We start from the raw sequence: 25014 nt of genomic DNA, 5'->3' as shown, positions 1-25014 counted from the left end.
GCAGGGAACCCTGCACGCACCGAGGTCCGTGTCATGACAAAACAAATCCGGCTCAACGCCTTCGCCATGAACTGCGTGGCGCATCAATCGCCGGGGCTCTGGACCCATCCGCGCGACCGCACGCTCGGCTACAACCGCCTGCCCTATTGGCTCGACCTGGCGAAGACGCTGGAGCGCGGCCGGTTCGACGGGCTGTTTCTCGCCGACGTGCTCGGCGTCTACGATGTGTTCGGCGATAGCCCTGACGCCGCGCTGCGCAATGCCGCGCAGACGCCGGCGAATGAGCCCTTGATGCTGATCCCGGCGATGGCGGCGGTGACGCAAAATCTCGGTTTTGGCGTCACCAGCAATCTCTCGTTCGAGCCGCCCTACCCGTTTGCGCGACGGATGTCGACGCTGGATCACCTGACCGAAGGCCGGATCGGCTGGAACGTGGTGACCGGCTATCTCGACAGCGCGGCCCGCGGCGCCGGCAAGGACAAGCAGACCGCGCATGACGACCGCTACGAGATCGCGGATGAATATATGGAGCTGGTCTACAAGCTTTGGGAAGGAAGCTGGGAGGACGACGCTGTGCTGCGCGACCGCACACGCGGCATTTTCGCCGACCCTTCCAAGGTGCATCGCATTGAGCACGAGGGAAGCAACTACCGGCTCAACGCCATTCATCTCAGCGAGCCGTCGCCGCAGCGCACGCCAGTGCTGTATCAGGCCGGCACCTCGCCACGCGGACGGCAGTTCGCCGCCCAGCACGCCGAATGCGTGTTCATGTCGGGCCCGTCGGCCAAGATCATCGGGCCGCGCGTGTCAGCGATCCGCGCGGCTGCGAAGGAAATCGGGCGCAATCCAGCCGAAATCCTGATGTTCTCCATGATGACGATCATTCTCGGCCGCACCGAGGCCGAGGCAAAAGCGAAATACGCTGATTATCGCCGCCACATCGCGCCCGAGGGCGCGCTGGCGCTGATGTCGGGCTGGATGGGTATCGATTTCTCGGGCTACGACCTCGACCAGCAGGTGCGCCACATTCAGAACGATGCCGGCCGCACCGCGCTTGATAACGTCACCCGTGCCGATCCTGACCGGGTCTGGACCGTGCGCGAGGTCGTCGAGCATGTCGGCATCGGCGGCGCCGGCCCGGTCGTGGTCGGCACGCCCGAGAAGGTCGCCGACGATATCGAGGCCTGGTTCGAGCAGACCGACGTCGATGGACTCAATGTTGCGTTTGCTACCTCGCCCGGCGATTTCGAGGATATTGCGGATATGCTGGTGCCGGAATTGACCCGGCGCGGGCGATACAAGCGCGCGTATGCGGAGGGAACGCTGCGGGAGAAGCTGTTCGGTGCCGGGCGTGCGCGGTTGACGGAACAGCATCCAGCCGCTCAGTACCGGCCGCACATCGCAGCGAAAGCAGCGGAGTAACTTGTAGGGTGGGCAAAGGCGCTCTTGCGCCGTGCCCACCACCTCTCCGATTGCGCGACTGATGGTGGGCACGCTTCGCTTTGCCCACCCTACTTCTTCATCGAACCGTAAATCGCGCCAGCGCATCCCGATCGACCTCGATGCCGAGGCCGGGGCCATCAGGCACACGAACGATGCCGCCGGTGTGTTCGATCGGCTGAACCAGCAGCGATTGACGAATGGGATGTTCGGTCCGATCGAACTCCAGCATCGGCTGGATCGGCGCAAGCGAAACCGGCGTATGGGCCGGCAGAACGGCCAATAGTTGCAGCGACGCAGCGATCGCGATGCCGGTTCCCCAGACATGCGGGTTATAGCGAACGCCGAATGCCTCGGCCATGTCGGCGATCTTCTTGCACTCAGACAGACCGCCCGCCGCGCAAGTGTCAGGCTGGATGATATCGATCGCCTGCGACACCAGCAGGTCACGGAAACCAAACCGCGTGAACTCGCATTCTCCGCCCGCGACCGGGATCGATAGCGCCGCCTTCACCGCGCGATAACCTGCTACATCCTCCGGCGGTACCGGCTCCTCGAACCATCCGATGTCATATGGCTCGATCATCCGGCCGAGCCGGATCGCGGCAACCGCGTCGTAGGCGTGATTGGCATCGACCATCAGTGCGACGTCGGGCCCGATCGCCTCGCGCACGGCGCGCGTCACTGCGGCGTCTTCTTCCACGCCGAAGCCGACCTTCAGCTTCACGGCCTTGAAACCTTCCGCGGTATATCCGGCTGCTTCCTCTGCGAGATAGCGGAGCGGATCGCCCGATTTGCGCCGGTAGAGACCGGTCGCGTAGGCCTGCACCTCAGTGCGAAGCGGCCCACCCAGCAGCCGGTGCGCGGGGACGCAAAAATGCTTTCCCTTGATGTCCCACAGCGCGATATCGATCCCGCTCAAGCCTTCGATCACGACGCCCTTCTGCCCGTGATCGCGCAGCCGCGCATAGATCATCTGCCACAAATAATCCGTCCGCAGCGGATCCTCGTCGATCAGCCACGGCGCCACGCTTTGGACGACGGCCGCGGTCATCCGGGCGGGTCCGTAGCACTCGCCCCAGCCGATCAGGCCCGCATCGGTTTCGATCTCGACCACCATGGCGGTGCGGGTGTCGTACCAGGCCCGGGAATAGGCGAAGGGCTGCGAAAGCTTCGCCTCGAGAATGTGCGTGCGGACGGCCGTGATGATCATGCGTATGCCGGCTCAGTTCACCGAATTGCTCACGACAACTTCGATCAGCTTGGCGCCGGGGCGGCTGAAGGCGGATGACAATACGGACTTCAACTGGCCGGGATCGGTGACCCGTGTCGCCTCAAGTCCGAGCGATTTCGCCAATCCCGTAAAATCCACCGGCGGATCGATGAAGTCCATGCCGACATAGTGATCGTCGCCATGGAAGGCGAGCAGCCGCTGCTTGATGATGCGGTAGCCACCATTGTTGACGATCACGAATGTCAGCGGCAGCTTGTGGTTGGCCGCGGTCCATAGCGACTGGATCGAATACATCGAACTGCCGTCGCCCGAGTAGCACACGACCGGCCGCTCGGGATTGGCGAGACTGACGCCGACGGATGCCGGCAATCCCCAGCCGATGCCGCCCGAGGCCAGCGCGTGATAGCCGTAACGATCGCGATGCGGGCGCAGCGCGATGATCTGCCGCGATGACGTCAGTCCCTCGTCGACCAGGATCGCGTTGTCGGGCATCGCCTCGACCACCTGCAGCGCCAGCCAGTCCGGATCGATCGGCGAGGTTTTTCCCGCTTTCGATATCTGCTCGATCAGCGGTTTGCGCCGGGCCGTCCAGTTCTTAGATGCCAGCGCGTCCAATCCCCGGTTCGCCCGCGCCTGAAGCGCACTGCCGCCCGCGGCCTTCAGCGCCGGTACCAGCGCGCGCAGGGTTTCCTTGACGTCGGCCTTGAGCGCGATCTCGGCGCTGTAGTTCTTGGCGAGATCCCAATCGACCAGGCCGACCTGAACGATCGACAGCCCGTCCGGCAGCGGGTCGGTCTCGCTGTAGACCGACATCCGCAGGGGATCGCCGCCGAGCGCGATGATGAGGTCGTAGGGCGCGAGCGTCTCGCGGGCAATCTTCTGGATGCGCGCCAGCGCGCCCATGAAGCACGGGCTTTCGGACAGGAAATGCGCGCCATACGGGGTCGACGATTGATACGCCGGACAACCCAGCGTTTCCGCGAGTTGAGCGGCCTCCTGCAAGGCATCGCTCTTGACGATCTCATCGCCGACGATGATCACAGGCCGCTCGGCTTTGAGGATGCGCGCGGTCAGCGCCTGCAGCGATTCGTCCGCCGGTTTGACGCGGGTATCGACCCGGGTCGAGCGGCCGAGTTCGATGCCGGCCTCGGCATTGAGGATGTCGCCGGGGAGCGATATGAACACCGGTCCCGTCGGCGGCGTGGTCGCGATCTTGGCGGCGCGGCGCACGATGCGCGGCAGATCTTCCAGCCGCGTCACCTCGACGGCCCATTTCACCAGCGGCTCCGCCATCTGCACCAGCGGGCCGTAAAGCACCGGCTCCGTCAGGCCGTGGCCTTGCTCCTGCTGGCCTGCAGTCAAGATCAAGGGCGTGCCGGTGAAGCTTGCGTTGTAGAGCGAGCCCATCGCGTTGCCGAGACCCGGCGCAACGTGGACATTGCAGGCGACGAGCTTGCCCGAGGCGCGGCTGAAACCGTCGGCCATGGCGACGACAAGGCTTTCCTGCATCGCCATCACGTAGGTGAGGTCCGGGTGATCCTTCAGCGCATGCATGATCGGCAGTTCGGTGGTGCCGGGATTGCCGAACAGATGCGTGACGCCCTCGTCTTTCAGCAGTGCAAGGAATGCGGAGCGGCCGGTTATTTTATTCTTCATGTGTCCTCCCGCCCGCCGGTCCGTTGGCCTGCGGGATGGAGGCAGATGATCAAACTTGAAGGTTGTACGCAATGGAGGCAGGTCATGGCTGCTCTGCGCGTTGTGTCCGGACGTGGCGCAGATACTCTTCGGCGGTACACCGCAGGGCCCAGACACAAAATCGCGAAAACAACCCCATGCAAAGTAGAATGGCCCCGGCGCGCAGCACTCCGGCCGCTTGCGTCCGGGGCACGAGATGGTCCGTCGTCACGGCCCAACCCAATCTCATCCTGCTCTAGACCATCCCTTCCCGGTCCGCGCGTTTCTTCTTTTTCGAGCGCTGCCAGACCACGCCGGGATATCCCTTCAGCGGCACCAGCGGTTCACCGGTGTAGGCCCATTCCTGCAATTCCTCGATCGCGATGTGATAGAGCGGTTGCCGCCCGGTGCGGCCCAAGAACAGCGCACGTGGGATGTTGACCATGTGCGGCGAGCGCGGGCGCTCGTAGGCAATGGGCGTGCCGCAACTGGAGCAGAAGCTGCGCACGGTCTTGGTCGCCTTGTCTTCATAGCGCGTGAGGCTGGTCTTGCCCTTAGTAATGCGAAAGCGCTTGCGCCAGCTTCCGACATAGGTCGCGTAGGCCGCGCCGTGCGCGCGGCGGCTCGACGGCGAATGATCGTGCCAGGCCCAGCGCGCCGGCACGTCGATCTCGAAGGCGACCTTGCCGCACAGGCATTGGCCGGCGGCGGGCTTGCCGAGCGCGACGGCTTTGGTTTTCTTTTTCTCCGATTCCTCTTCCGGAAACATGGCGAGCCCCTCGGCAATCATGTAGCCCGGATGGAGCGAAGCGAAATCCGGGAACGCTGGTGCTATTGGCCCGGATTTCGCTTCGCTCCATCCGGGCTACGATCGAGTTACGCCTGCTCCAGCTCGTTATGCTCCGGATAATCCGTATAACCCGCCACGTCGCCGCCGTAGAAGGTCGCTCGGTTATAGGGCGTCAGCGGGAAGCCGCGTTGCAGGCGGCGCGGCAGGTCCGGATTGGAAATGAAGATGCGGCCGAATGCGACCGCGTCGGCATGGCCATCCCGGATCGCGGCATCCGCAGTCTCGCCGGTGAAGCCGCCGGCGGCGATCAGCACGCCCTTCCAGATCGGGCGGAACAGCACCATCGCCGATGGCACGTTCTGATGGTTGACCTCGGCGCGGCCGGCGCCGGAGGAGCGCGGCTCGATGAAATGCAGGTAGGCGAGGCCGAGCGGGTTGAGCTGTTCGACCGCGTGGGTATAGAGCGGCATCGGGTCCGGCTCGCCGCTGCCGTTGGCAACGCCATAGGGCGAGAGCCGAAGGCCGACGCGGTCAGCGCCCCACACGTCCACCACCGCCTGCGTCACTTCCATCAGGAAGCGCACGCGGTTCGGAATCGAGCCGCCATATTGGTCGGTGCGCAAATTGGTGTGTGACTGCAGGAACTGCTCGATCAGATAGCCGTTGGCGCCGTGCACCTCGACACCGTCGAAGCCGGCCCCAAGCGCATTCTTCGCCGCCTGCCGATAGGCGTCAACCACCAGAGGAATTTCCGACGTCTCAAGGGCGCGCGGTGTCTCATAAGGTACCGCCTTGCCGTCCGCGGTCCCGGTCTTCAAGTCCGCAATCGGCACCGCCGACGGCGCGACCGGCAACACGCCGCCCGGCTGGAACGAGGAATGCGAGACGCGTCCGACATGCCAGAGCTGCAGAAAAATGATTCCGCCCCTGGCGTGAACGGCATCGACCACCTCGCGCCAGCCCGCGATCTGCTGCTCGGTGTAGATTCCGGGCACGCCGGGGCTGCCGAAGCCCGTTTCCGTCACCGGCGAGGCTTCAGCGATCAGCAACCCGCCCGGCGTCGCGCGCTGCGCGTAATATTCCGCGTTCAGCGGCCGCGGCGCGAGCGAGGGTTTTGCCGCCCGCATCCGCGTCAACGGCGCCAACGCGAGGCGATGCTGGAGTTGATAGGGACCGACCTTGAGCGGCGAAAACAGCGATGGATAATTCATGTCTATTCCAGAACCCCGTGTTGATACGGATATGTAACCGCTTCAGCTTGTTCGTAAAAGGTTTGGGGCGCAACGTGTAGCGTCGAAGCGAGTGAGCACATCTTCCATGCAAAAACCGAACGGCAAGCCCCATCCTTCGCTCAGCGTCCGCATCGATATCGACGCAGGGGGGCGTATCGGTCCCGGCAAGATCGAGTTGCTCGAAACGATCCATCGAAGTGGCTCGATTTCCGCCGCCGGCCGGGCCATGGAAATGTCCTACAAGCGGGCATGGGATCTGGTCGACGAGATTAACCGCATCTGCCGTCAGGCCGCCGTGGAGCGGCAGACCGGCGGCAAGAACGGCGGCGGCGCGGTGCTGACGCCGTTCGGCCGCTCGCTGGTCGCGCGCTACCGCAAGATCGAGCGCACCGCCACAAGCGCGGCGCGCAAGGAATTGCAGGCATTGCGATCCGATATCGGCCGGGCGAAGAAACGCGCCGGCTGATAACAGGCGGAAAGTATGCGATAACTGGACGCACTGAGGTCCCAAGCAGTCCAGGAAACTTTACATGCCCCATCCCGCCATGTCGCCGAACAATGTCGCCGTGATCACTGGAGGTGCGTCCGGTATCGGACTCGCGGCTGCGACACATTTCGCCGCCATCGGCATGAAGGTCTGCATCGCCGACATCGGCACCGAGCGGCTTGCTGAAGCCGGCGCAAGGCTCGCATCCGTCGCGAAGGGCGGCGCTGCCGATATCATGACGGCCTCGGTCGACGTCAGCCGCTTCGATGAGATCGCGGGTCTGGAAGCCGCGGTGCAAAAGCGGTTCGGCGGCACCGACATCCTGATGAACAATGCCGGCATCGGCCCTGACAGCAACAGTTTTGGCCCGCTGGAGAACTGGCAGCGCATTCTCGCGGTCAATTTGTGGGGCGTGATTCACGGCACGCAGGCGTTTGCAGCCCACATGGTCGAACGCGGACGGCCCGGCCTCATCATCAACACCGGCTCCAAGCAGGGCATCACGACGCCGCCCGGCAATCCCGCCTACAACGTCTCCAAGGCCGGCGTGAAGGCGCAGACGGAGGCGCTGCAGCACGAATTGCGCAACATACCGGGCTGCAGGATCACTGCGCATCTGATGATCCCCGGTCACGTCTTCACCGCGCTGACCGCGCGGGGCCGCACCGAGAAGCCGCCCGGCGCCTGGACGGCCGAGCAGACCGTCGACTTCATGATCGCGCGCATCGATGCCGGCGATTTTTACATCCTGTGCCCGGACAATGACGTGCCGAGGCAACTCGACGAACGGCGCATGCTGTGGGCTGCCGGCGATATCGTGGAAAATCGTCCCGCGCTGTCGCGCTGGCATCCGGATTATGCGGAGGCGTTCGCGAGGTTTGTGAAGGAGTCGTAGTTCGTAGGGTGGGCAAAGGCGCGCTTGCGCCGTGCCCACCATCACGCACTCCGCAAGGAATGGTGGGCACGCTTCGCTTTGCCCACCCTACAAACCGCGAATTCTTACAGCGTCACCTGCTTGTCGCCGCATTGCTTGCAGACGTACTTGACTCGAGTTGCGCCCTTCTCCGCCTGGACGCGGTTCGGCGCGCCGCACTTGCCGCAGACCGCCTCGATTCTGGTATTGCCCTGCTTGACGACGAGGGCCTTCTTTTCCATCGTCTCGCGGATCAGGCGCTCGGCCTCCTCGCGCATGGCTTGCTTCGACATCGACCTGCCCCGTCATAAACCGTTACGGCGGCGGTCTTATCACAATCACGATGCATTTCGTAAGTCGGGCAAGAAAATTTGCGCGACGAAATGTCAGATGGTCTCCGGCGTCAGCGCCAGCAGGCGCCGCACCAGCGCCAGCGCCGTTTCCGTGGCCGGATCGGCCGAAATCACGGGAACCGCAAGCGCGATGATGTCGATCGGATCATGCGACAGGACGATGAGATGTGTCGCGCTGTTGGCGGCCAGCAGCGACACGACGCGCTCGACGGCAGGATCGGACAATTCCTGCCCCCACGGCGCGTCGGGGCGGCGTAACACCCGCCGGGCCGACAGGAAATCGCGCAGCAGCGGCGGGTCGTAAGCTTGGAGTTCACCCTCACGGTAGCGCCGGGCGCTTTCGAAGATCGGGTGACGCGCGAGTTCCGCGATCAGCGCGTCGCGGGTTCGGGCCGGCGACGCCGCAACGGAATTGAGAACGCCGGGCACCTGCGATTCGAAGTAGGCGCGCAGCGCGTCCACCATCAAGCCAATGGTGAGAACGCCCGCGATCGCGATGGCGCAAAATCGCATGACCTGCGCCGCATCGACATCCGGCGCGACAAACGCCGCGGCAATACCGAGAAGCGCCGAACTCGACAGCCGCAACGCCGTCATCAGAAGCGCCTGACGCTGCGTCTCCGCGCCGCGTTCCGCGATCAGGATCGCGGTAACAACCAGCAGCGCCCCCAATGCCCCTAGCCTGACCGGGATATCCGGCATCAACACCCTGAAATCGGTGACGATGAAGGGAATGACGAGGACGGCGCCGACGGCGAGGCGGCCGATGCTCGTATTCTCGGACGCCATCAGCGTGGTCCGGTCGCGCGTCGCCAGCAGCCAGGCGCAAATTGCAAAGCCGCCAAGCTGGAACAAGACGAGCAGCATGGCAAAAGGCGCAGCAAAACGCTCCGATCCGACAGCGCCGGCGAGACCGAGCGCGATGCCGCCGGTCAGAATGGCGATCTTGGCCGGGCGCGGGGCATGACGCCGCAGTATCCCTTCGGTGACGAGCAAGGCGCCGAGCGGGATCAGCGCGGCCGGGATCATCGACAGGTTGTCAAGCACCCCGCTGCCGCTCCACCACGCTGTCCCCCGCACAAGGAACAGCAACGCGATGATGCCAAGCGCAACCAGCAGGCGCCGGGTCAGCGGGCTCCTGGGATCACGCCGGTAGAGCGTGGCCATGGCGACGCCAAGGCCAATCGCGCCGCACAGGTTGACGATGGAATCGGCGATCATTCCCGGCGTCATGGGCCGTTCCCATTTCCCGGCGTCCGCGGCCGCAAGATACCGAAGGGCCGCGTATCGTCCATCCAGTGAACGGCGGGAAGCACCAGCCGCTGCAGGGCCAGCGCGGTGCCGGTTGCGAGCAGTGCCGGCAGCGAACCGGAGGGCACTTCGCTCAGGAGATAGCGTCGCGCGCCCGCAAGGTCGATGCGGCCGAGTTGCAGGACATCGTCGCCCCTGGCGTAGTCCAGCTCACGGGCGCAAAACGCGTTGTATTGCTCGTCGCGATGTTTTGGCGCGACTTCGAAGGTCTTCTTCAATGCGTCCGATCCGCCGGTATAGGCATTGGTGATGACAAACCGGGCTTCATCGAAGCCGGCCTCATCACCCACGCCGAATACGGCGCGATGACGCGACATGATGCTGCGCGCCAGTTGCAGATGTGCAAAGCTTTGGCGTGAGTCCGGATGCGGCGACGGAAAGACATCCGAAAAGGTCTGGCTGACCATGCCGACGACCGATGGCACCTGGGTGACGTTCGAAATCCATTTCGGACGCAACCCGTCACGGGCAAAGAGAACGAGCGCCGTCAGGCCATAGAGGACCCAGGACAGCCCCCGCCCACGCTCGTCGGGATCAATCATGACAAGACCGAGATGGGTGACTTCCGCAGGTTCCCCGTCGAGTTCGACCTCCATCACTGACAGCGCGTTGAAGGCGATCGGCCGTCCGGTCACTTCCTCAGAGATCAGCGTGACAATGGCGCGTGACAACCGTTCGCGGTCGCCGGAGAATATGCCGTAGGTGAGGCTTTCCTCAGGCAGCGTTTTGGCGGCCACGACGCGTAATTGCGCGACCAGTTCGCCGAGTTCAGCTTCGGAAAGCGATAGTCCGGGAGTTTCGACAATGCGCGTGATCAGCCCGGCATGGGTGCGAATGGTAAGATCGATGGTCGGCTGACGCAGCGCCTTCAGCCAGAACACGCCATAGCCGCCCAGACGTCCGGCCGCGGAGCGGACCTGCCCCAACGCATGACGGATCGCCGAATTGCCTCTCGAGATAAACGCCATGCCACTTGCCCGCACTCGGTCCGGATTTGTGCGCCGGGCCCATTAAGGAGCCATGAGTGCGACACGTTACGGTGGCAGGAGGGTAAACGATGTGTTGGTGACGTCAAACATTCCGGTAAGACAGGAAAACGGCGGATGCCGAAGCATCCGCCGTCTGCCTTCGCCAGCACCGCGTCACAGGTTACGCGGCCTTGGAAATTACGAAGCCTTGGAAACTTCCATCAGCAGCCGTTCGGCCTTGGCATCCTCGATGCGGTTCACAAAGCGGCTGCTCTCATGCACGTCGCGAACTATCTTGGTCATAGCCGCGCCGCAACCTGATCCGCCCGACATTTCTGCGCCCGCGCCAGTTAATGGGCTATGATTCGATCATCTTTAGGTTGTGAAAGGGTAAACGATGCATTTAGCGGCCGCGTCAAATGATTCATGACAGCAAACGGCCGTCCGCGCTCGCTAGCGCCGCGCGTCACAGGTTACGCGGCCGTCACATCCCGCCTTCACGCGCAGGCCGGTTCAATCGAATGCCGTTGCCGGTTGCCGTCATCATTCGACAACAGCGAGCACAAGCCCATTGGCAGCAGCAGGAAGAAGCCCGCGCAGAGTGCGCCGTTCATGACCTCTGTCGGCACCGTCGGTGAGTAAATGATCGCGAACAGGGCGAGAATCAATCCGATGGCAATCGTCATGCCGAAGGCCGCGGTCAGGGATGCCCTCAACAGCGTCGGCAAGCCCCGTGCAAGATACCCGTCCATGAGCCCGGCAATCGACGATACAGGCAACGTGAGCAGAAAGGCCGTTATCGCGCATACGCCAACGAAGCTATCGTCGATCCGGCCCGCGATGGCAGCAGCAACCATCCACACCGCGAGCGCGACCAGCGAAGGTCCCAGCAGAAGAAACACCACGGGTCGTTTCATTGAAGTCGATCCTTCCTTTAAGTCTTCCGACGCGAAACCGGACTGCAGCGATTTCTCGATCATGCCTGGCCGCCGACGGACGGCGGGTGCTGAGCGCACCCGCCGCCCGCCTTCGCCAGCACCGCGTCACAGGTTACGCGGCCTTGGAAACTACGCGGCCTTGAAATCAAGCAGCTTTGGAAACTTCCATCAGCAACCGCTCGGCCTTGGCGTCCTCGATGCGGTTCACCATCTTGCCGCTCTCGTGCATGTCGCGCACGGTCTTGACCAGGGTGACGCAGGACTGCACGAGCATGACGATGCCCATCGCCAGGTAGCCCTTGATCCAGAGATCGAGCGGCAGGAAGAACACGCCGACGGCGACCATGAAGGCCGAGGCGGAAAATGAAACATAGGTGAAGGTAACCCAGGCACCGCTGTGGGGTTGGACGTTCTGGTTCATGATAATCTCCTGTTTGATATGGGTTTAATCGATCAAATTCAGTTTCAGGCAGCTTGCGTGCGTTTGGCGTTCAGCCGCGCGAGCACGTCGTCCGCGGTTGATTTGAGCCGTGGGCCAAAGCCCTGTTCGGCGAGCTTTTCGGCGGTCGCCTGCGGTCCGCTGGCGGCATCGATTTCGATCAGGGCGTCGGCGGCGGCCTGGGCCTCGATCTGCCGTTCGCGCAGGCGCTTCAGCGTGTTCTCCGCTTCCGGCAGCGTGGATTCGTAGGGACGCGCGGCTTCGACGCCGCCCCTTCGAAGATTGCGAACCGCTTCCGACGCGCGGGCGATGCGACGGCCGCGATCGAGCTCGGTGATGCGCGCCTCGGCACCGGCGACCTGCCGCTTCATGCGCGTGATTTCGGACGCGAACAGGGTTCGCGCGGTCATCGCGGCATCGCGGTCGGCCTCGAGATTGGCGATCGATTGCGCCGCCTCGCGGGCGAGATCTTCCCGGCCGCCATCAAGTGCTGCGGTGGCGCGAACTTCGAGATCGGCGATCCGGGCGTTGGTGGCGTCGAGCCGGCGACCCTCCTGCTGGTCGCCTGCGATCGCCAGCGCCAGCGTGCGCTTGGAACGTTCGACGGCCGCAGCCGCATCGCGCATCTGCTGGTCGAGAATGAGAAGGGCCGAGCGGTCTTCCAGTTCTTCTCCCGCGGCAGCCACGCTGCCCCGGAAGAGCGTCAAAACAGTTTTGAACATTGGTAGCTCCCTGTGTTATGAGCACTGCTCATGAATCAGTTGTAGCATCAACGTGAGCGTTGCTCAAGAATTATTTTGAGCGACGCTCAAGAAATTGGTAAATAATGTCCAAGACATTGGAAAGACGAGAAAAACTCCGAGAAGACCTGATCCTGGCAGCGGAGCGAAGCATCTCCGCGGGCGGATTGGCTGGTCTGAAGACGCGGGAGCTGGCGCGGGACATCGGCGTTGCCAACGGTGCGGTCTATAATCTCGTCGAGGATATGGACGAACTCATCCTGCGGGTGGGATCGCGGACGCTTGCGCGGCTGGATTCTGCCCTCACCGCCGCAGAAGCGCAGGACCCCGCCTCTCATCGCGACACGCTGGTGCGCATCGCGGTCGCCTATTGCGATTTCGCCGCGGAAAATCTCGAACTATGGCGCGCGCTGTTCGAACATCGCATGGCGCCGGGCAAGCCCGTTCCGGAATGGGCGATTAGCGAGCAGATGGATCTGTTCCGCCATATCTATCGTCCGCTCGCCGAACTGTTTCCGGCGCGAACGCCGCCCGAACTCGGCGTGACGGCACGCAGTCTTTTCTCGGCCGCTCACGGCATGGTGCTGCTCGGGCTTGAACAGAAGCTGATCGCGGTGCCGGTCGAGGCGCTGCGGAAGGAAATTGCAACCATCGTGCGCGCGATGGTCGATGGGTTGATGCTCCCCGTCGTCCCGGGCAAGTCGTAGGGTGGGCAAAGCGACGCGTGCCCACCATTTCCGGCTGATGACGCGGATAGATGGTGGGCACGTCGCTTGCGCGCCTTTGCCCACCCTACGGACCATCACACCTCGATGATGACGTAGCTGTCTTCGACGTGCACCGGAAAGGTCTCGGCCACATAAGGGCCCTTCTGCAATTCCTCGCCGCTCTCGACCGCGACACGATAGGAACGGACCTTTACGCGCTTCGGATCGAAATACGATTGCCCGTTGCGCATGTCGAATTCCCAGCCGTGCCATGGGCAGCGCAAGAGTTCGCCGACGCGGGAGCGCTGATAGATTCCAGGCTCCGGCGAGGTCAGCCGCGCAACGCAGGCGGCCTTCTCCAGCGGCGCGCCTTCATGCGGACAGCGATTGAGCAGCGCAAAGAATTCGCCGTTGACGTGGAACACGACGATGTCGCGGCCCTCGACGCCAAAGACCTTGTTGCCGCCGGGCGGGATATCTGACGTGCGGGCGACGATGTGCCGGGCCATGTTGTCCTTGTCGTCGCTCAGAGCTTGTAGAGCGCGCGGGCGTTGCCGTTGAAGATTTTCCGGCGCTCGGCCTCGGTGAGCGGCGTCTTGAAGGCGAAGCGCGGATCGTCGAAATCCCAATGCGGATAATCCGACGAGAACAGCAGGCGATCGGCGCCGACCCATTCGATCAGCGAGCGCAGATGCTTTGCCTCATCGGGCTCGTCGATCGGCTGCGTCGTGAACCAGAAATGCTCCTTCACATACTCCGAAGGCCGACGCTTGAGATGCGGCACCTCGCTGCGGAAGGCTTCGAAATGCCTATCCATCCGCCAGGTCGCCGACGGGATCCAGCCAAAGCCGCCTTCGATGAACACGATCTTGAGATTCGGGAAGCGCTCCGGCACGCCTTCGAGCACGAGGCTCGTAAGCTGCGCCGCCATGGTGTGCGCGTTCGACTGATGCTCCTCGACATAATAAGACGGCCAGCCGCCGCCGGTCGGCGCATGCCCGCCATAGCCGCCGACGTGAATGCCGAGCGGCAGGCCGAGCTCCTGCGCGCGCTCATAGATCGGCCAGTAACGCCGCCGCCCGAGCGGTTCGTTGGCGCGCGGGCAGACGTTGATCTGCACATAGCGGCCGACCTTGGCGCAGCGTTCGATCTCGGCGATCGCGAACTGCGTATCGTCCTGACCGGCAAGGATCGAGGCTTTCAGCCGCGGATCGCGGTCGGACCAGAACGCGAGCTGCCAGTCGTTGATGGCGCGCTGGATCGCGGCGCCGAATTCGAGGTTCTGCTGGGAGAAGATGAAGAGATCGAGCACCTGCAAAATGCCGAACTCGATATCGAGCGGATCGAGATGCTGCTTACGCATGAAATCGAGATCCGAACCAGGCGGTCCGCCGGTCGGCGGCCAGGCGTCGCGGCGTGCGATCAGCGGCGAGGAGCGCGGATAGGGCGTGGTGCCGATATAGGGCGTGCGCAGATGGCTGCCGTAGGTGCGCAAGTGCTCCTGCCAGCGCTTCGGCAGGAACTGATCGAGGTCGGTGTGCGCATGGACGCTCGGATGCACGTCGCAATCGATGATGCGCAGCCGGCTCTTGGCGGCTTCTTCCTCGGCGAGGATGGGGCGGTCGATGACGTCACTCATGCGATCCTCCTTCGGTATTCGAATTCTATGCGGCGAGCTTCAGCCGCGGAAAGGTCTCTAACGGGTTGTCGGCGCACATGCGCGACACGATACTATCAGGCAGATGCGGCGGCATCGGATCGTCGCCGTCGAACTGCCAGTGCGGATAGTCGGACGCGAACAGGAACATTTTGTCGGAGCCGATCTGCTCGATGACATCGGCGACACCTGCGGCATCCGGCGGACCGTCGAACGGCTGCATGGTGACGCGGATATGATCGCGGATGATCGACGCCGGCTCGCGTTCGACCCACGGCACCTCGACGCGCACGCCGCGCCAGGTCTTGTTGGCGCGCCACATGAATGCCGGCAGCCAACTCACGCCTGACTCCATCAGCACGACCTTGAGATCAGGAAATTTGCCGAACACACCTTCATAGATCAGGCTCAATATCTGGGCCTGAAACGCCTGCGCTTCGGCGAGATAATATTCGTAGCGATAAGACGGCCAGCCGATCGAACTCGGCGCGGTGCGGTAGGCGCTGCCGGCATGGATCGCGACCGGGAGCTTATGCTTCGCGGCCGCTTGCCAGACCGGCCAGTGATGTCGGCGTCCGAGCAGCGTCTCGCCCTGCGCCAGCACCAGCACGGAGACGAAGCGGTTGTCGCTGGCTCTGCGCTCGATTTCCTCCACCGCCAGATCAGGCGCCTGCATCGGCACGACGATCGACGCGCTCAGCCGCGGGTCCTTCGAAAGCCATTCGGCGGCGATCCAGTCGTTGATCGCCTTGCAGAAGCCGGCCGCCATGTAGGGATCGAACACCGCCTGCGCGCCGTAGACGACGTTGCAGATCGCATGACTCGAACCGAGTTGGTCGAACGCGCCGCGCTGCACCATCGCGAGTTCGCAGCCCGGCTTGCCATTGGCCGGGCGCCAATCGGCGCGGCCCGAGAACGGCATGTTGGGGGGATACGAGTTAAGGTCGAGGCCATCGATGGCGCGGCTGACCACCTGCTCTTTCCAATGGTCGTCGAGATAGGGCAGCAGCGTGGTGCGGGTTCCGCCCACGGCGGGATGAATATCACAGTCGATCCGCGTGGCCGCCATGGAGCTTCCTCAGGCTTTTCGTCTCGGCGATCTTGGCGTCGCGCTTGCAAATGTGCCGCTGATAGCAAAGCGGCGCAAGCGCTTTACTGTGGGGGGCCGCCCTGCCCTGAATGCACGGCGCGCTCCCTTCTCCCCTTGTGGGAGAAGGTGGATCGCTGACGCGAAGCGGCAGCGAGACGGATGAGGGGTCTGTCTGCGCGGAGAGAACCCCTCATCCGCCTTGCCTTCGGCAAGGCACCTTCTCCCACAAGGGGAGAAGGGAGGAAGCCAGCTCGATTGACAGACAAATCGAACCTCCTCCAAATGTTCGCGCAACGCGCGCGCGTCAATTTGGGGGATGAAATGAAAATGAAATCCGGCAGGCTGGCCGTTCTCGCCATCTCGCTTCTCACGGCAACTGCATCCACCGCATCGGCCGCCTCGGCAACCGCCAACGGACCGGCGGCGCTGGCGCTCGCAGGCGTCGTGGCACTGTATTCCCCGCTGCTGACCGCGGATGAGCGGGAAGCCGTCTCGGCATTTTTCGTCGGACAGAGCGGCGTGCGCTACGCCAAGAAGATTTCGGTCACCGCGGACAAGATCGTTTGCCGGGTCAGCAATGTCGACATCACCGCGCGCTCCTGCGAACTGACGTTCAAGGGCAACAAGCAAACCATCACCGGCCGGTGAGCAAGCGAAATCTTTGCGACCGAAGCCATGGCCGGCGTGCCGCCTGACGGTGCCGCCGGATCGGTGTTCGAAAGCCTCTCGAAGCTCAACTGCACGCTCGACCCTGCGGAGATCAGGCAGAAGGCGGGCGGCGGCGCCAGTTGCTCGTTCGAGACGGGGAATTGAGGCAGCCCGCCCTTCCCTTCTCCCCTTGTGGGAGAAGGTGGATCGCGGACGCGCAGCGGCAGCGAGACGGATGAGGGGTCTGTCTCCGCGGAGAGAACCCCTCATCCGCCTTGCCTTCGGCAAGGCACCTTCTCCCACAAGGGGAGAAGGGAAGCAGCAGCGCGATTGACAGATAATTCAATCCCCATCCAAATGACCACCCAAGGGAAGAGAACGAGGCGGATCGCGTGGCGGGCAACGAACAAGAAACCTACGAATGCGACGTGCTGGTGGTGGGCTCCGGCTGCGCCGGGATGTCGGCGGCGGTCACCGCGGGGCATCACGGACTCAATGTTTTGATCGTCGAGAAGGAACCGCGCTTCGGCGGCACCACAGCCCGCTCCGGCGGCTGGCTCTGGATTCCCGGCACCTCGCTGGCGCGAGACTGGGGCATTGTCGAAGCGCCCGACCAGGCGCGGACCTATCTGCGGCATGAGGCCGGCAACAGTTTCGATGCTGCGCGCGTCGATGCGTTTCTCTCCGCCGGTCCCGAAGCGGTGGATTTTTTCACCAGCAAGACGGCGGTGCGCTTCGACATGCCGCTGACCTTTCCGGATTATCATGCGGAAGCGCCCGGCGGGACGCAGGGTGGCCGCTCGATGGTGACGCGACCGTTCGACGGCCGCGAACTGGGCGAGCACGTCAAGACCCTCGGCAATCCCCTCCCCGAACTCACGGTGTTCGGCATGATGCTGGGATCGGGCAAGGACATCGTCCACTTCATGCGCGCGACCAAATCGCTCACCTCGGCGATCTATGTGACGAAGCGCCTGTCGAAGCATGCGATGGACGTGCTGCGCCACGGCCGCGGCATGACGCTGACCAACGGCAATGCGCTCGCAGGCCGCCTCGCCAAATCGGCGTTCGACCTGAAGATACCGCTGTGGCTGTCGTCGCCGGTGCACGAACTGATCGTCGAGGACGGCGCGGTGCGCGGCGCGGTCGTCGAACGCCATGGAAAGCTGGTCCGCGTCAATGCAAAGCGTGGCGTCGTGCTGGCGTGCGGCGGCTTTCCGCATGATGTCGCAAGGCGCAAGGTGAAATTCCCGCATGCCCCCGAGGGCACCGAACATTTCTCGCCCGGCCCGCCCGGCAATACCGGCGATGGATTGCGGTTGGCGGAGACTGCCGGCGGCCGCATCGAGGACAATTTGCCGAACGCGGCGGCCTGGGTGCCGGTCTCGATCACCGAGCGCAAGGACGGCAGCAAGGGCGTGATGCCGCATTTCATCGACCGCGCCAAACCCGGCGTCATCGCCGTAATGCGCGATGGCAGGCGCTTCGCCAATGAGGGCAATTCGTACCACGACTTCGTGCAGGCGATGGTGAAGGCGGCCAAGCCCGGCGAGGAGATCACGGCGTTTCTCCTGTGCGATCACCGCGCGCTGCGAAAATATGGCCTTGGATGCGTGCCGCCGTTTCCGATGCCGCTGCGCCATCATCTCGCGACCGGCTATCTCAAGCGCGGTACGACGCTCGCCGAACTCGCCGACCGCACCGGCATCGATCGACAAGGGCTCGAGGCGACGATCGCCGAGTTCAACGCATCCGCCGCGGAAGGCCGCGATCCCGCCTTCGGCAAGGGCTCGCGCGCCTATAACCGCTACCAGGGCGATGCGCTGCACGGCCCGAACCCCTGCGTCGCGCCGATCAAGGACGGACCGTTTTATGCGATCAAGATGGTGATCGGCGATCTCGGCACCTATGCCGGCATCAGGACCGACGCACACGCCCGTGCGCTGGACGAACACGGCCAGCCGATCGCAGGCCTTTATGCCGCCGGCAACGACATGGCGAGCATCATGGGCGGCAACTATCCCGGCGCCGGCATCACGCTCGGGCCCGCGCTGACATTCGGCTACATCGCGGGGAAACATATCGCGGGCGAGGCTGCGCCCTAGAAATGTCCGGAGCTGGAACGAACCTCGATCGATTCGATTATCTCGAATCGAACCGGAGATCGTTCCATGCGTACGCCGCGCTTGTTCATCGTCAGCATTTTGATCTTCGCTCCCGCGCTTGCCTTTGCCGGCGACGCCGAATGGCGGCGGTATGAGATCCCGAGTTCCGGGACCAGCGTCGACATGCCGGTCTCGATCTTCACCAGCGACGCCGGACCGCCCGAGGGTGGAACCGGGCGACGGTTTTTCACAGAAGACCGCCGCGCCGACCTGACGGTGCAGTCCGTTCCCAATCCCGAGAACGATTCGCCGGCCACGTTCCTGGCCAAGCAGCGGCCGCCTGCCGGCATCATCTACAAGCGGATCACGTCTGATTTCTTTGTCGTGTCCAGCATTCGCAAAGACCGGATCTGGTACAATCGCTGCAACCGTGCCAACGGCACCATGAACTGCGTACTGATCAACTATCCCGCCGCGGAAAAGCGCCAGTGGGACAGTGTGGTTACGCGGATAAGCAACACGCTGCGAAGCTAGCACGGCCCGCCTGACCGGATTTTAGGCATCGGGAAAAACCGGCAGGTCTGTTCCGAAGCGCGGAACTGCCGCGCGTGCACTGCGTTGCCGAGGGTCGCCGTTAGTAACCGCGAGGTTGTTTCGTGAATCGCAGGGATTTCCTCGCTGCTTCCGCGTTGCCGTTGGTATCTGGGGTGGCGCCGGGGCTTTTGTCCCTCGCCCGTGCCCAGCCGGCGCCATTCGACCGATCCATCGTGCGGCAAATAGCGCGCGACCTCGCAAGCAAGCCGTACAAGGCTCCGAGCGAGAAGCTGCCCGACAATCTCGCTAACATCGATTACGACCATTATCGGGCGATCCGCTTCTTGCCCGAGCGCGCGCTCTGGCGCGGCGAAAAACTTCCCTTCGAGGCGCAGTTCTTCCATCGGGGGTTCTTCTACAAGAACCGGGTCGACATCTTCGAAGTGAAGGACGGGCAGGCATCAAAAATCGCCTACCAGCCCGACCTGTTTTCGTTTGGTGATACGACGCCGCCGGGCCCGGCCGTAGACCTCGGCTTTGCCGGCTTTCGGCTGCATGCGCCGATCAACAAGCCCGACTATTATGACGAAGTCTGCGTGTTTCTCGGCGCGAGCTATTTCCGCGCCGTGGCCAAGGGCCAACTCTACGGACTCTCGGCACGTGGCCTCTCGATCAACACCGGCGAAGCCAAGGGCGAAGAATTTCCGTTCTTCAAGACGTTCTGGATCGAGAAGCCGGCAGCAGGCGCCAATTCCATCGTCGTGCATGCGCTGCTCGACAGCGAGAGCGCGGCCGCGGCTTATCGTTTCACCATTCGGCCCGGCGACACCACCGTGTTCGATGTCGAGATGGCGATCTATCCGCGCGTGGATCTCACTCATGCCGGCCTGGCCCCGATGACCAGCATGTTCTTCTTCGGACCGAACGACCGCAAGGACGTCGAGGACTTCCGTCCCTCGGTCCATGATTCGGATGGGCTTACGATCTTCAACGGCCGCGGCGAGGAGCTTTGGCGGCCGCTGCATAATCCGACGGATCTGCAAGTATCCTCGTTTGCCGATCTCAACCCGCGGGGCTTCGGCCTGATGCAGCGTCAGAAGGATTTTGCCGCCTACCAGGACCTGGAATCGAATTTCGAGCGCCGGCCGAGCCTGTGGGCGGAGCCGATCGGCGATTGGGGCGAAGGCGCGGTGAAGCTGCTCGAAATCCCCACCAAGGAAGAGATTCACGACAACATTGCCTCGTTCTGGCTTCCCAAGGCCGCCTTGGCCGCCAAGGGCGAGCACACCTACACCTATCGTTTGCACTGGGGACCGGATACGCCGAAGCCCACTTCGCTCGCGCGATTTTCCCGTACCGGAGTCGGCGCAAGAGGCGACAACGCCACGATCTTCGTGCTCGACGTGACCGGCGAGAGGCTAAAATCGGTAGATCCGAAAATTCTGCGCGGCGTTGTGACGGCCGAGAAGGCAAAGATCCAGAACATCGTCACCCAGCCAAACCCGGCGACCGGCGGCTGGCGATTGAGCTTCGAGCTGTTGAAGGAAAAGACCCCCGTCGAAATCCGCGCATCGCTCATGCAGGAGAGCGAGCCGGTATCGGAGGTCTGGGTTTATCGATGGACACCGTAGCGAAAGCCCGCGGAACGACCGGCGCTGCCGATATTCCGCTGAACGATTTCCTTCCCCCGGAATCGCCAACGGATATGGCGGTGCAGGCGTTGCGGCGATTCGAGCCGCCACCGGCGCCCAACTTTGCGCCGCTGTGGGTCCGCCGCGCCTTCGTGCTAACCGGCACTGCGATCCTGACCGCGGCGGGCTGTTATGAGATGTACCGAGTGCTTCAGGTCGGCGGTGTCACGGTCCTGGAGTCGATCATCCTCGTGCTGTTCGTGCTGCTGTTTGCATGGATCGCCTTCTCCTTCATGTCGGCGCTTGCCGGTTTCTTCGTCCTGCTAACCAGGAAGAAGGATGAGCTCGGCATCGACCCCAAGGCTCCCCTGCCCGCGATCTACAGCCGCACCGCGATGCTGCTGCCGACCTACAACGAGGACCCTTATCGTGTGCTGGCGAGATTGCGCGCAACTTATGAATCGGTCGAGGAGACCGGACACCGCGCGCGGTTCGACTGGTACGTGCTGAGCGACACCACCGATCCCGCGACCTGGATCGCCGAGGAAAAATGCTTTCTGAAGCTGCGACAGGACGTCGGCAGCGCGGCCGCGATCTTCTATCGCCACCGCCCCGAGAACACCGCGCGCAAGTCGGGCAATATCGAGGAGTGGGTCCGGCGGTTCGGCTCCAAATATGAGTGCATGCTGATTCTGGACGCCGACAGTCTGATGACCGGCGACAGCATCATTCGCCTCGTAGCCGCCATGGAAACGCACCCGAAAGCTGCGCTGATTCAGACCCTGCCTGTCATCGTCAATGCGAAATCGCTGTTCGCGCGCTGGCAGCAATTCGCCGGGCGATTATACGGACCCATGCTGGCGGCGGGAATCGCGTGGTGGCACGGCTCGGAAGGCAACTACTGGGGACACAACGCCATCATTCGCGTCCGCGCCTTTGCGCAATATGCGGGGCTGCCCGAACTCAGGGGACGCAAGCCGTTCGGCGGGCATATTATGAGTCACGACTTCATCGAGGCGGCATTGATGCGGCGCGGCGGCTGGGCGATCCACATGGCGCCTACGCTTCGCGGAAGCTACGAGGAATCTCCGCCCACGCTATCGGATTTCGCCGCCCGCGACCGACGTTGGTGCCAGGGCAATCTGCAGCATCTGGCGCTGCTGCCGACCCGCGGCTTTCACTGGGTATCGCGGCTTCATCTGCTAACGGGAATCGGATCGTACCTCACCGCGCCGCTCTGGCTGATTTTTCTCGTATTCGGAATCCTGGTCTCGCTGCAGGCGCAGTTCGTCCGGCCCGAATATTTCCCGAAAGGATATTCGCTGTTCCCGCAATGGCCGGCACAGGATCCGGTCCTGGCGGCATGGGTGTTCGCAGGCACGATGGGCATGCTGATCGCGCCGAAGCTGCTGGCCTTCGCCGTGCTGCTGACCGATGCCGACATGCGGAGGAAATTCGGCGGCGGTCTGCTCGTGCTTGCCGGCATCATTGCCGAAACCATTCTTTCGGGCCTGACCGCACCGGTCATGATGATCTTCCAGTCGTCCGCCGTCGGTGAAATCCTGTTCGGGCGCGATGCCGGTTGGCAGGTTCAGCGCCGCGACGATGGCGCGGTCTCGCACCGTGACACGGTCAGTACCTATTCGGTGCCGACTTTGGTCGGGATCGCCATGGCGGTCGCCGCCTATGCGGTCTCGCTGCCATTGCTGCTCTGGATGACGCCGGTGATCCTCGGCCTGCTGCTTTCCATACCGATCGCAATATTGTCATCATCGTCGGGCCCGAACCGCAGGTCCAGGTTGTTCAAAACCCCGGAGCAGACCGCGCCGCCACCGGTACTGGCAAGGGCCAATGAACTGGCCAGCGCGCCGCATTCGCCGCTCGCCTGCCCGCTGCACGAATTACGGCGCGATGCCGCGCTGCTCAACGCGCATCTGAACAATCTTTCCGGGCAACGGCCACGAAAGCGCGGCGAGGTCGATCCGCATCTCGCGATTGCACGCGCAAAAATCGACGATGCTGAAACCTTCGAGGAGGCGGCGGGCTTTCTCAGCGCGCGAGAGAAGTTCGCGGTGCTCAAGTCGCCCGCGGTTCTCGCCGTCCTACTCGCCCGGCCAGATCCGGCGTAATTGCAGGACCCACCTTCCTGCTGCTTGAGATTGAACTGCGGCTGCCGTCATCCCGGATGCATACTTGCATCCCGGATGCATCCTTGGCCCATGCGGCAAATCTGCTAGACTGCCGCTCAGCGAGGCGGAAAATGGAAGCGCCCGGACCCGAGCGAAGGCTCGCAGCGGTCCTTGCCGCCGACATGGTCGGTTACAGCCGGCTGATGGAGGTCGACGAGGCGGGGACGCTTGCGCGCCTCAAGACCCACCGGCTTGAGCTCATTGATCCCTCCATTGCCAAGAACCGCGGCCGCATCATCAAGACGACCGGTGACGGCATGCTGGTGGAGTTTCGCAGTGTCGTTGATGCGGTGTCGTGCGCTGCCGAAGTCCAGCGCCGGATGGCGCTGCGCAATGCCGATGTGTCCCCGGCGCGATGGATCCAGTTCCGCATCGGCATCAATCTGGGCGACGTGATCATCGAGGACAACGATATTTTCGGCGATGGCGTCAACGTCGCGGCGCGTCTCGAGGTGCTCGCCGAGCCCGGCGGCATCTGCGTCTCGGGCGCCGTGCGCGATCAAGTCAACCACCGGCTCGATGACATCGCCTTTGAGGATATCGGCGAGCAGAACGTCAAGAACATCACCCGCCCGATCCACGTCTTTCGGGTACGACTCGAGCCGGATGCCGCTGCGGCGCCGGAGAGCGGCAAGGACGGCGCGACGGCGACAATCACGACGAGGAAGCCGTCCATCGCCGTGCTGCCGCTGGTCAACATGAGCGGCGATCCGGAGCAGGAATTTTTTGCGGACGGCCTCACCGAGGACATTATCACCGAGCTGTCGCGCTTCCGCGACCTTCTCGTCATCTCGCGCAACTCGACCTTCGTGCACAAGGGCAAAGCCGTGAAGGTGCAGGAGGTCGCGCGCGAGCTCGACGTCGAATACGTCCTCGAGGGGAGCGTGCGCAAGGTCGGCGATCGCGTCCGCATCACCGTGCAGCTCATCGACGCGCAAACCGACCGGCATGTCTGGGCCGAACGCTACGACCGCAAGCTCGAGGATATCTTCGCGATCCAGGACGAGGTGACCCGGGCGATCGTCAGCACGCTTCCCGGCCGCGTCGAGGCCGCTACGCAGGAACGCGCGAAGCGCCAGCGAACCGACAACATGGCGGCCTATGAATGCGTGCTCGCCGCCAAAGTGCTGCACCACCGCTCGCGACGGGAAGACAATGCGGAGGCGCAGTCTCTCCTCAACCGCGCCATCGCGCTCGATCCGAATTACGCGCACGCGCACGCCTGGAAGGCCTGCGTGCTGGGCCAGACCTGGGTCTATGGATGGTGCGCGGATCGCGACGCCACCTTTCAGCAGGTGGCTGACGAGTTGCAGATCGCGCTGGCGCTCGATGACAACGACAGCGACGTTCACCGCATCCTGGCCGCCGTGAACTTGACGCGCGACGATCATGACCGGGCGGCCTACCATCAGGAGCGGGCACTCGCACTCAATCCCAACTACGATATCGTCGTGGTGCAGCAGGGCGAGTTTCTGACCTGGCTGGGACGGCCGGAAGAGGGGATCGACTGGATCAGGAAGGCGATGCGCCTCAACCCGTACCACCCGGAACGGTTCTGGAATCACCTGGGTCGCGCGTGCTATTGCGCCGAGAAATTCGCCGAAGCCGCCGAGGCGTTCGCGCGGATCACGCGGCCCGACTACACGCATCACGCGTTCCTCGCTGCAACCTTCGCGCAAATGGGCAACGCGGTGGCAGCCGCCGCGCATGCTGCCGAGGTCGTGAAGCTCGAGCCGGGTTTCTCGGTGGCCACCTATCTCGCCACCCAGCACTACAAGCAGGAGGCCGATCGCCGGCGCCATGAGACCGGCCTTCTAAAGGCCGGGTTACCGGCGTGAGGTTGCGTCATTCTTGAGAGACAGTCCGTCTACGCTTTCGCATCATTCAATCGACGCCGGAAACCTTTCGCCTGACGCGCTCTTCGACGCGCGCCT

General features: G+C 63.4%; 24 protein-coding genes. 11 read left to right on the top strand and 13 right to left on the bottom strand.

The window, feature by feature from the left end:
- Positions 1–33: 33 nt before the first annotated feature.
- On the top strand, positions 34–1422 hold the full coding sequence (locus IVB22_RS12555; RefSeq protein ID WP_247517616.1) for an LLM class flavin-dependent oxidoreductase: 1389 nt from the start codon (positions 34–36) through the stop codon (positions 1420–1422).
- A gap of 97 nt (positions 1423–1519) precedes the next feature.
- On the opposite strand, the gene IVB22_RS12550 is transcribed toward IVB22_RS12555, so the two are convergent.
- The 4 genes from IVB22_RS12550 to IVB22_RS12535 all read right to left on the bottom strand — a co-directional run bounded on the left by IVB22_RS12550 (position 1520) and on the right by IVB22_RS12535 (position 6349).
- Positions 1520–2653: a mandelate racemase/muconate lactonizing enzyme family protein gene (locus tag IVB22_RS12550; protein ID WP_247517615.1), complete on the bottom strand. Its 1134-nt coding sequence runs from the start codon at positions 2651–2653 to the stop codon at positions 1520–1522.
- Positions 2654–2665: 12 nt separating this feature from the next.
- On the bottom strand, positions 2666–4330 hold the full coding sequence (locus IVB22_RS12545; protein ID WP_247517614.1) for a thiamine pyrophosphate-binding protein: 1665 nt from the start codon (positions 4328–4330) through the stop codon (positions 2666–2668).
- Positions 4331–4604: 274 nt separating this feature from the next.
- Positions 4605–5117 (bottom strand): GFA family protein, encoded by a 513-nt coding sequence (locus IVB22_RS12540; protein ID WP_247517613.1) that lies wholly within the window; start codon positions 5115–5117, stop codon positions 4605–4607.
- A gap of 107 nt (positions 5118–5224) precedes the next feature.
- A complete protein-coding gene (locus IVB22_RS12535; RefSeq protein ID WP_247517612.1) occupies positions 5225–6349 on the bottom strand; it encodes an alkene reductase in 1125 nt (374 codons plus the stop codon).
- A 106-nt stretch (positions 6350–6455) separates the two neighbouring features.
- On the opposite strand from IVB22_RS12535, the gene IVB22_RS12530 reads away from it, so the two are divergent.
- Both IVB22_RS12530 and IVB22_RS12525 read left to right on the top strand, forming a co-directional pair.
- A complete protein-coding gene (locus IVB22_RS12530; RefSeq protein WP_247517611.1) occupies positions 6456–6836 on the top strand; it encodes a winged helix-turn-helix domain-containing protein in 381 nt (126 codons plus the stop codon).
- Positions 6837–6900: 64 nt separating this feature from the next.
- Positions 6901–7752, top strand: a complete 852-nt coding sequence (locus IVB22_RS12525) for an SDR family oxidoreductase (RefSeq protein ID WP_247517610.1) — start codon at positions 6901–6903, stop codon at positions 7750–7752.
- Positions 7753–7856: 104 nt separating this feature from the next.
- Here the strand turns inward: IVB22_RS12525 and IVB22_RS12520 are convergent, their stop codons facing one another.
- From IVB22_RS12520 to IVB22_RS12495, 6 genes are all read right to left on the bottom strand, one after another.
- A complete protein-coding gene (locus IVB22_RS12520) occupies positions 7857–8063 on the bottom strand; it encodes a hypothetical protein (protein WP_108519872.1) in 207 nt (68 codons plus the stop codon).
- A 93-nt stretch (positions 8064–8156) separates the two neighbouring features.
- On the bottom strand, positions 8157–9356 hold the full coding sequence (locus tag IVB22_RS12515; RefSeq protein ID WP_247517609.1) for a hypothetical protein: 1200 nt from the start codon (positions 9354–9356) through the stop codon (positions 8157–8159).
- Positions 9353–10402, bottom strand: a complete 1050-nt coding sequence (locus IVB22_RS12510) for a hypothetical protein (protein WP_247517608.1) — start codon at positions 10400–10402, stop codon at positions 9353–9355. The genes IVB22_RS12515 and IVB22_RS12510 overlap by 4 nt, the downstream gene beginning before the upstream one ends.
- A 497-nt stretch (positions 10403–10899) precedes the next feature.
- Entirely contained in the window at positions 10900–11382 is a 483-nt protein-coding gene (locus IVB22_RS12505; RefSeq protein ID WP_247517607.1) for a hypothetical protein, read from the bottom strand.
- A 103-nt stretch (positions 11383–11485) separates the two neighbouring features.
- The gene (locus tag IVB22_RS12500) at positions 11486–11761 is read right to left on the bottom strand and encodes a YiaA/YiaB family inner membrane protein (protein WP_247517606.1); all 276 of its coding nucleotides are present in this window, start codon (positions 11759–11761) and stop codon (positions 11486–11488) included.
- A 44-nt stretch (positions 11762–11805) separates the two neighbouring features.
- Complete coding sequence (locus IVB22_RS12495) at positions 11806–12501, bottom strand: PspA/IM30 family protein (RefSeq protein WP_247517605.1); 696 nt, start codon at positions 12499–12501, stop codon at positions 11806–11808.
- Between the two features lie 104 nt (positions 12502–12605).
- Between IVB22_RS12495 and IVB22_RS12490 the strand changes: the two genes are divergently transcribed.
- A complete protein-coding gene (locus IVB22_RS12490) occupies positions 12606–13226 on the top strand; it encodes a TetR/AcrR family transcriptional regulator (RefSeq protein WP_247517604.1) in 621 nt (206 codons plus the stop codon).
- A 95-nt stretch (positions 13227–13321) separates the two neighbouring features.
- Here IVB22_RS12490 and IVB22_RS12485 read toward each other — a convergent pair whose 3' ends face one another.
- Genes IVB22_RS12485 through IVB22_RS12475 form a run of 3 tightly spaced genes read right to left on the bottom strand, consistent with a single transcriptional unit; the run spans position 13322 to position 15952 of the window.
- Positions 13322–13735 (bottom strand): Rieske (2Fe-2S) protein, encoded by a 414-nt coding sequence (locus IVB22_RS12485; RefSeq protein ID WP_247517603.1) that lies wholly within the window; start codon positions 13733–13735, stop codon positions 13322–13324.
- 17 nt (positions 13736–13752) lie between these two features.
- Positions 13753–14865: an amidohydrolase family protein gene (locus IVB22_RS12480; RefSeq protein WP_247517602.1), complete on the bottom strand. Its 1113-nt coding sequence runs from the start codon at positions 14863–14865 to the stop codon at positions 13753–13755.
- Between the two features lie 25 nt (positions 14866–14890).
- Positions 14891–15952, bottom strand: a complete 1062-nt coding sequence (locus IVB22_RS12475) for an amidohydrolase family protein (protein WP_247517601.1) — start codon at positions 15950–15952, stop codon at positions 14891–14893.
- A gap of 342 nt (positions 15953–16294) precedes the next feature.
- Here IVB22_RS12475 and IVB22_RS12470 point away from each other — a divergent pair, with 342 nt between their 5' ends.
- From IVB22_RS12470 to IVB22_RS12445, 7 genes are all read left to right on the top strand, one after another.
- On the top strand, positions 16295–16621 hold the full coding sequence (locus IVB22_RS12470; RefSeq protein WP_308200390.1) for a hypothetical protein: 327 nt from the start codon (positions 16295–16297) through the stop codon (positions 16619–16621).
- Positions 16622–16648: 27 nt separating this feature from the next.
- The gene (locus IVB22_RS41590) at positions 16649–16786 is read left to right on the top strand and encodes a hypothetical protein (protein WP_308200389.1); all 138 of its coding nucleotides are present in this window, start codon (positions 16649–16651) and stop codon (positions 16784–16786) included.
- 227 nt (positions 16787–17013) lie between these two features.
- Entirely contained in the window at positions 17014–18726 is a 1713-nt protein-coding gene (locus IVB22_RS12465) for an FAD-dependent oxidoreductase (RefSeq protein WP_308200388.1), read from the top strand.
- A gap of 66 nt (positions 18727–18792) precedes the next feature.
- Complete coding sequence (locus IVB22_RS12460; RefSeq protein ID WP_247517600.1) at positions 18793–19260, top strand: hypothetical protein; 468 nt, start codon at positions 18793–18795, stop codon at positions 19258–19260.
- A gap of 122 nt (positions 19261–19382) precedes the next feature.
- A complete protein-coding gene (locus IVB22_RS12455) occupies positions 19383–20891 on the top strand; it encodes a glucan biosynthesis protein G (RefSeq protein WP_247517599.1) in 1509 nt (502 codons plus the stop codon).
- Positions 20879–23020, top strand: a complete 2142-nt coding sequence (mdoH, locus tag IVB22_RS12450; protein WP_256467406.1) for a glucans biosynthesis glucosyltransferase MdoH — start codon at positions 20879–20881, stop codon at positions 23018–23020. Before IVB22_RS12455 ends, mdoH begins: the two co-directional genes overlap by 13 nt.
- A gap of 131 nt (positions 23021–23151) precedes the next feature.
- On the top strand, positions 23152–24918 hold the full coding sequence (locus IVB22_RS12445; protein ID WP_247517598.1) for an adenylate/guanylate cyclase domain-containing protein: 1767 nt from the start codon (positions 23152–23154) through the stop codon (positions 24916–24918).
- Positions 24919–25014 lie beyond the last annotated feature (96 nt).

Source organism: Bradyrhizobium sp. 190 (assembly GCF_023073415.1).
GTDB lineage: Bacteria > Pseudomonadota > Alphaproteobacteria > Rhizobiales > Xanthobacteraceae > Bradyrhizobium.
The sequence above is the reverse complement of the archived record's forward strand: the minus strand, read 5'-3'. Positions and strand labels throughout refer to the sequence as shown.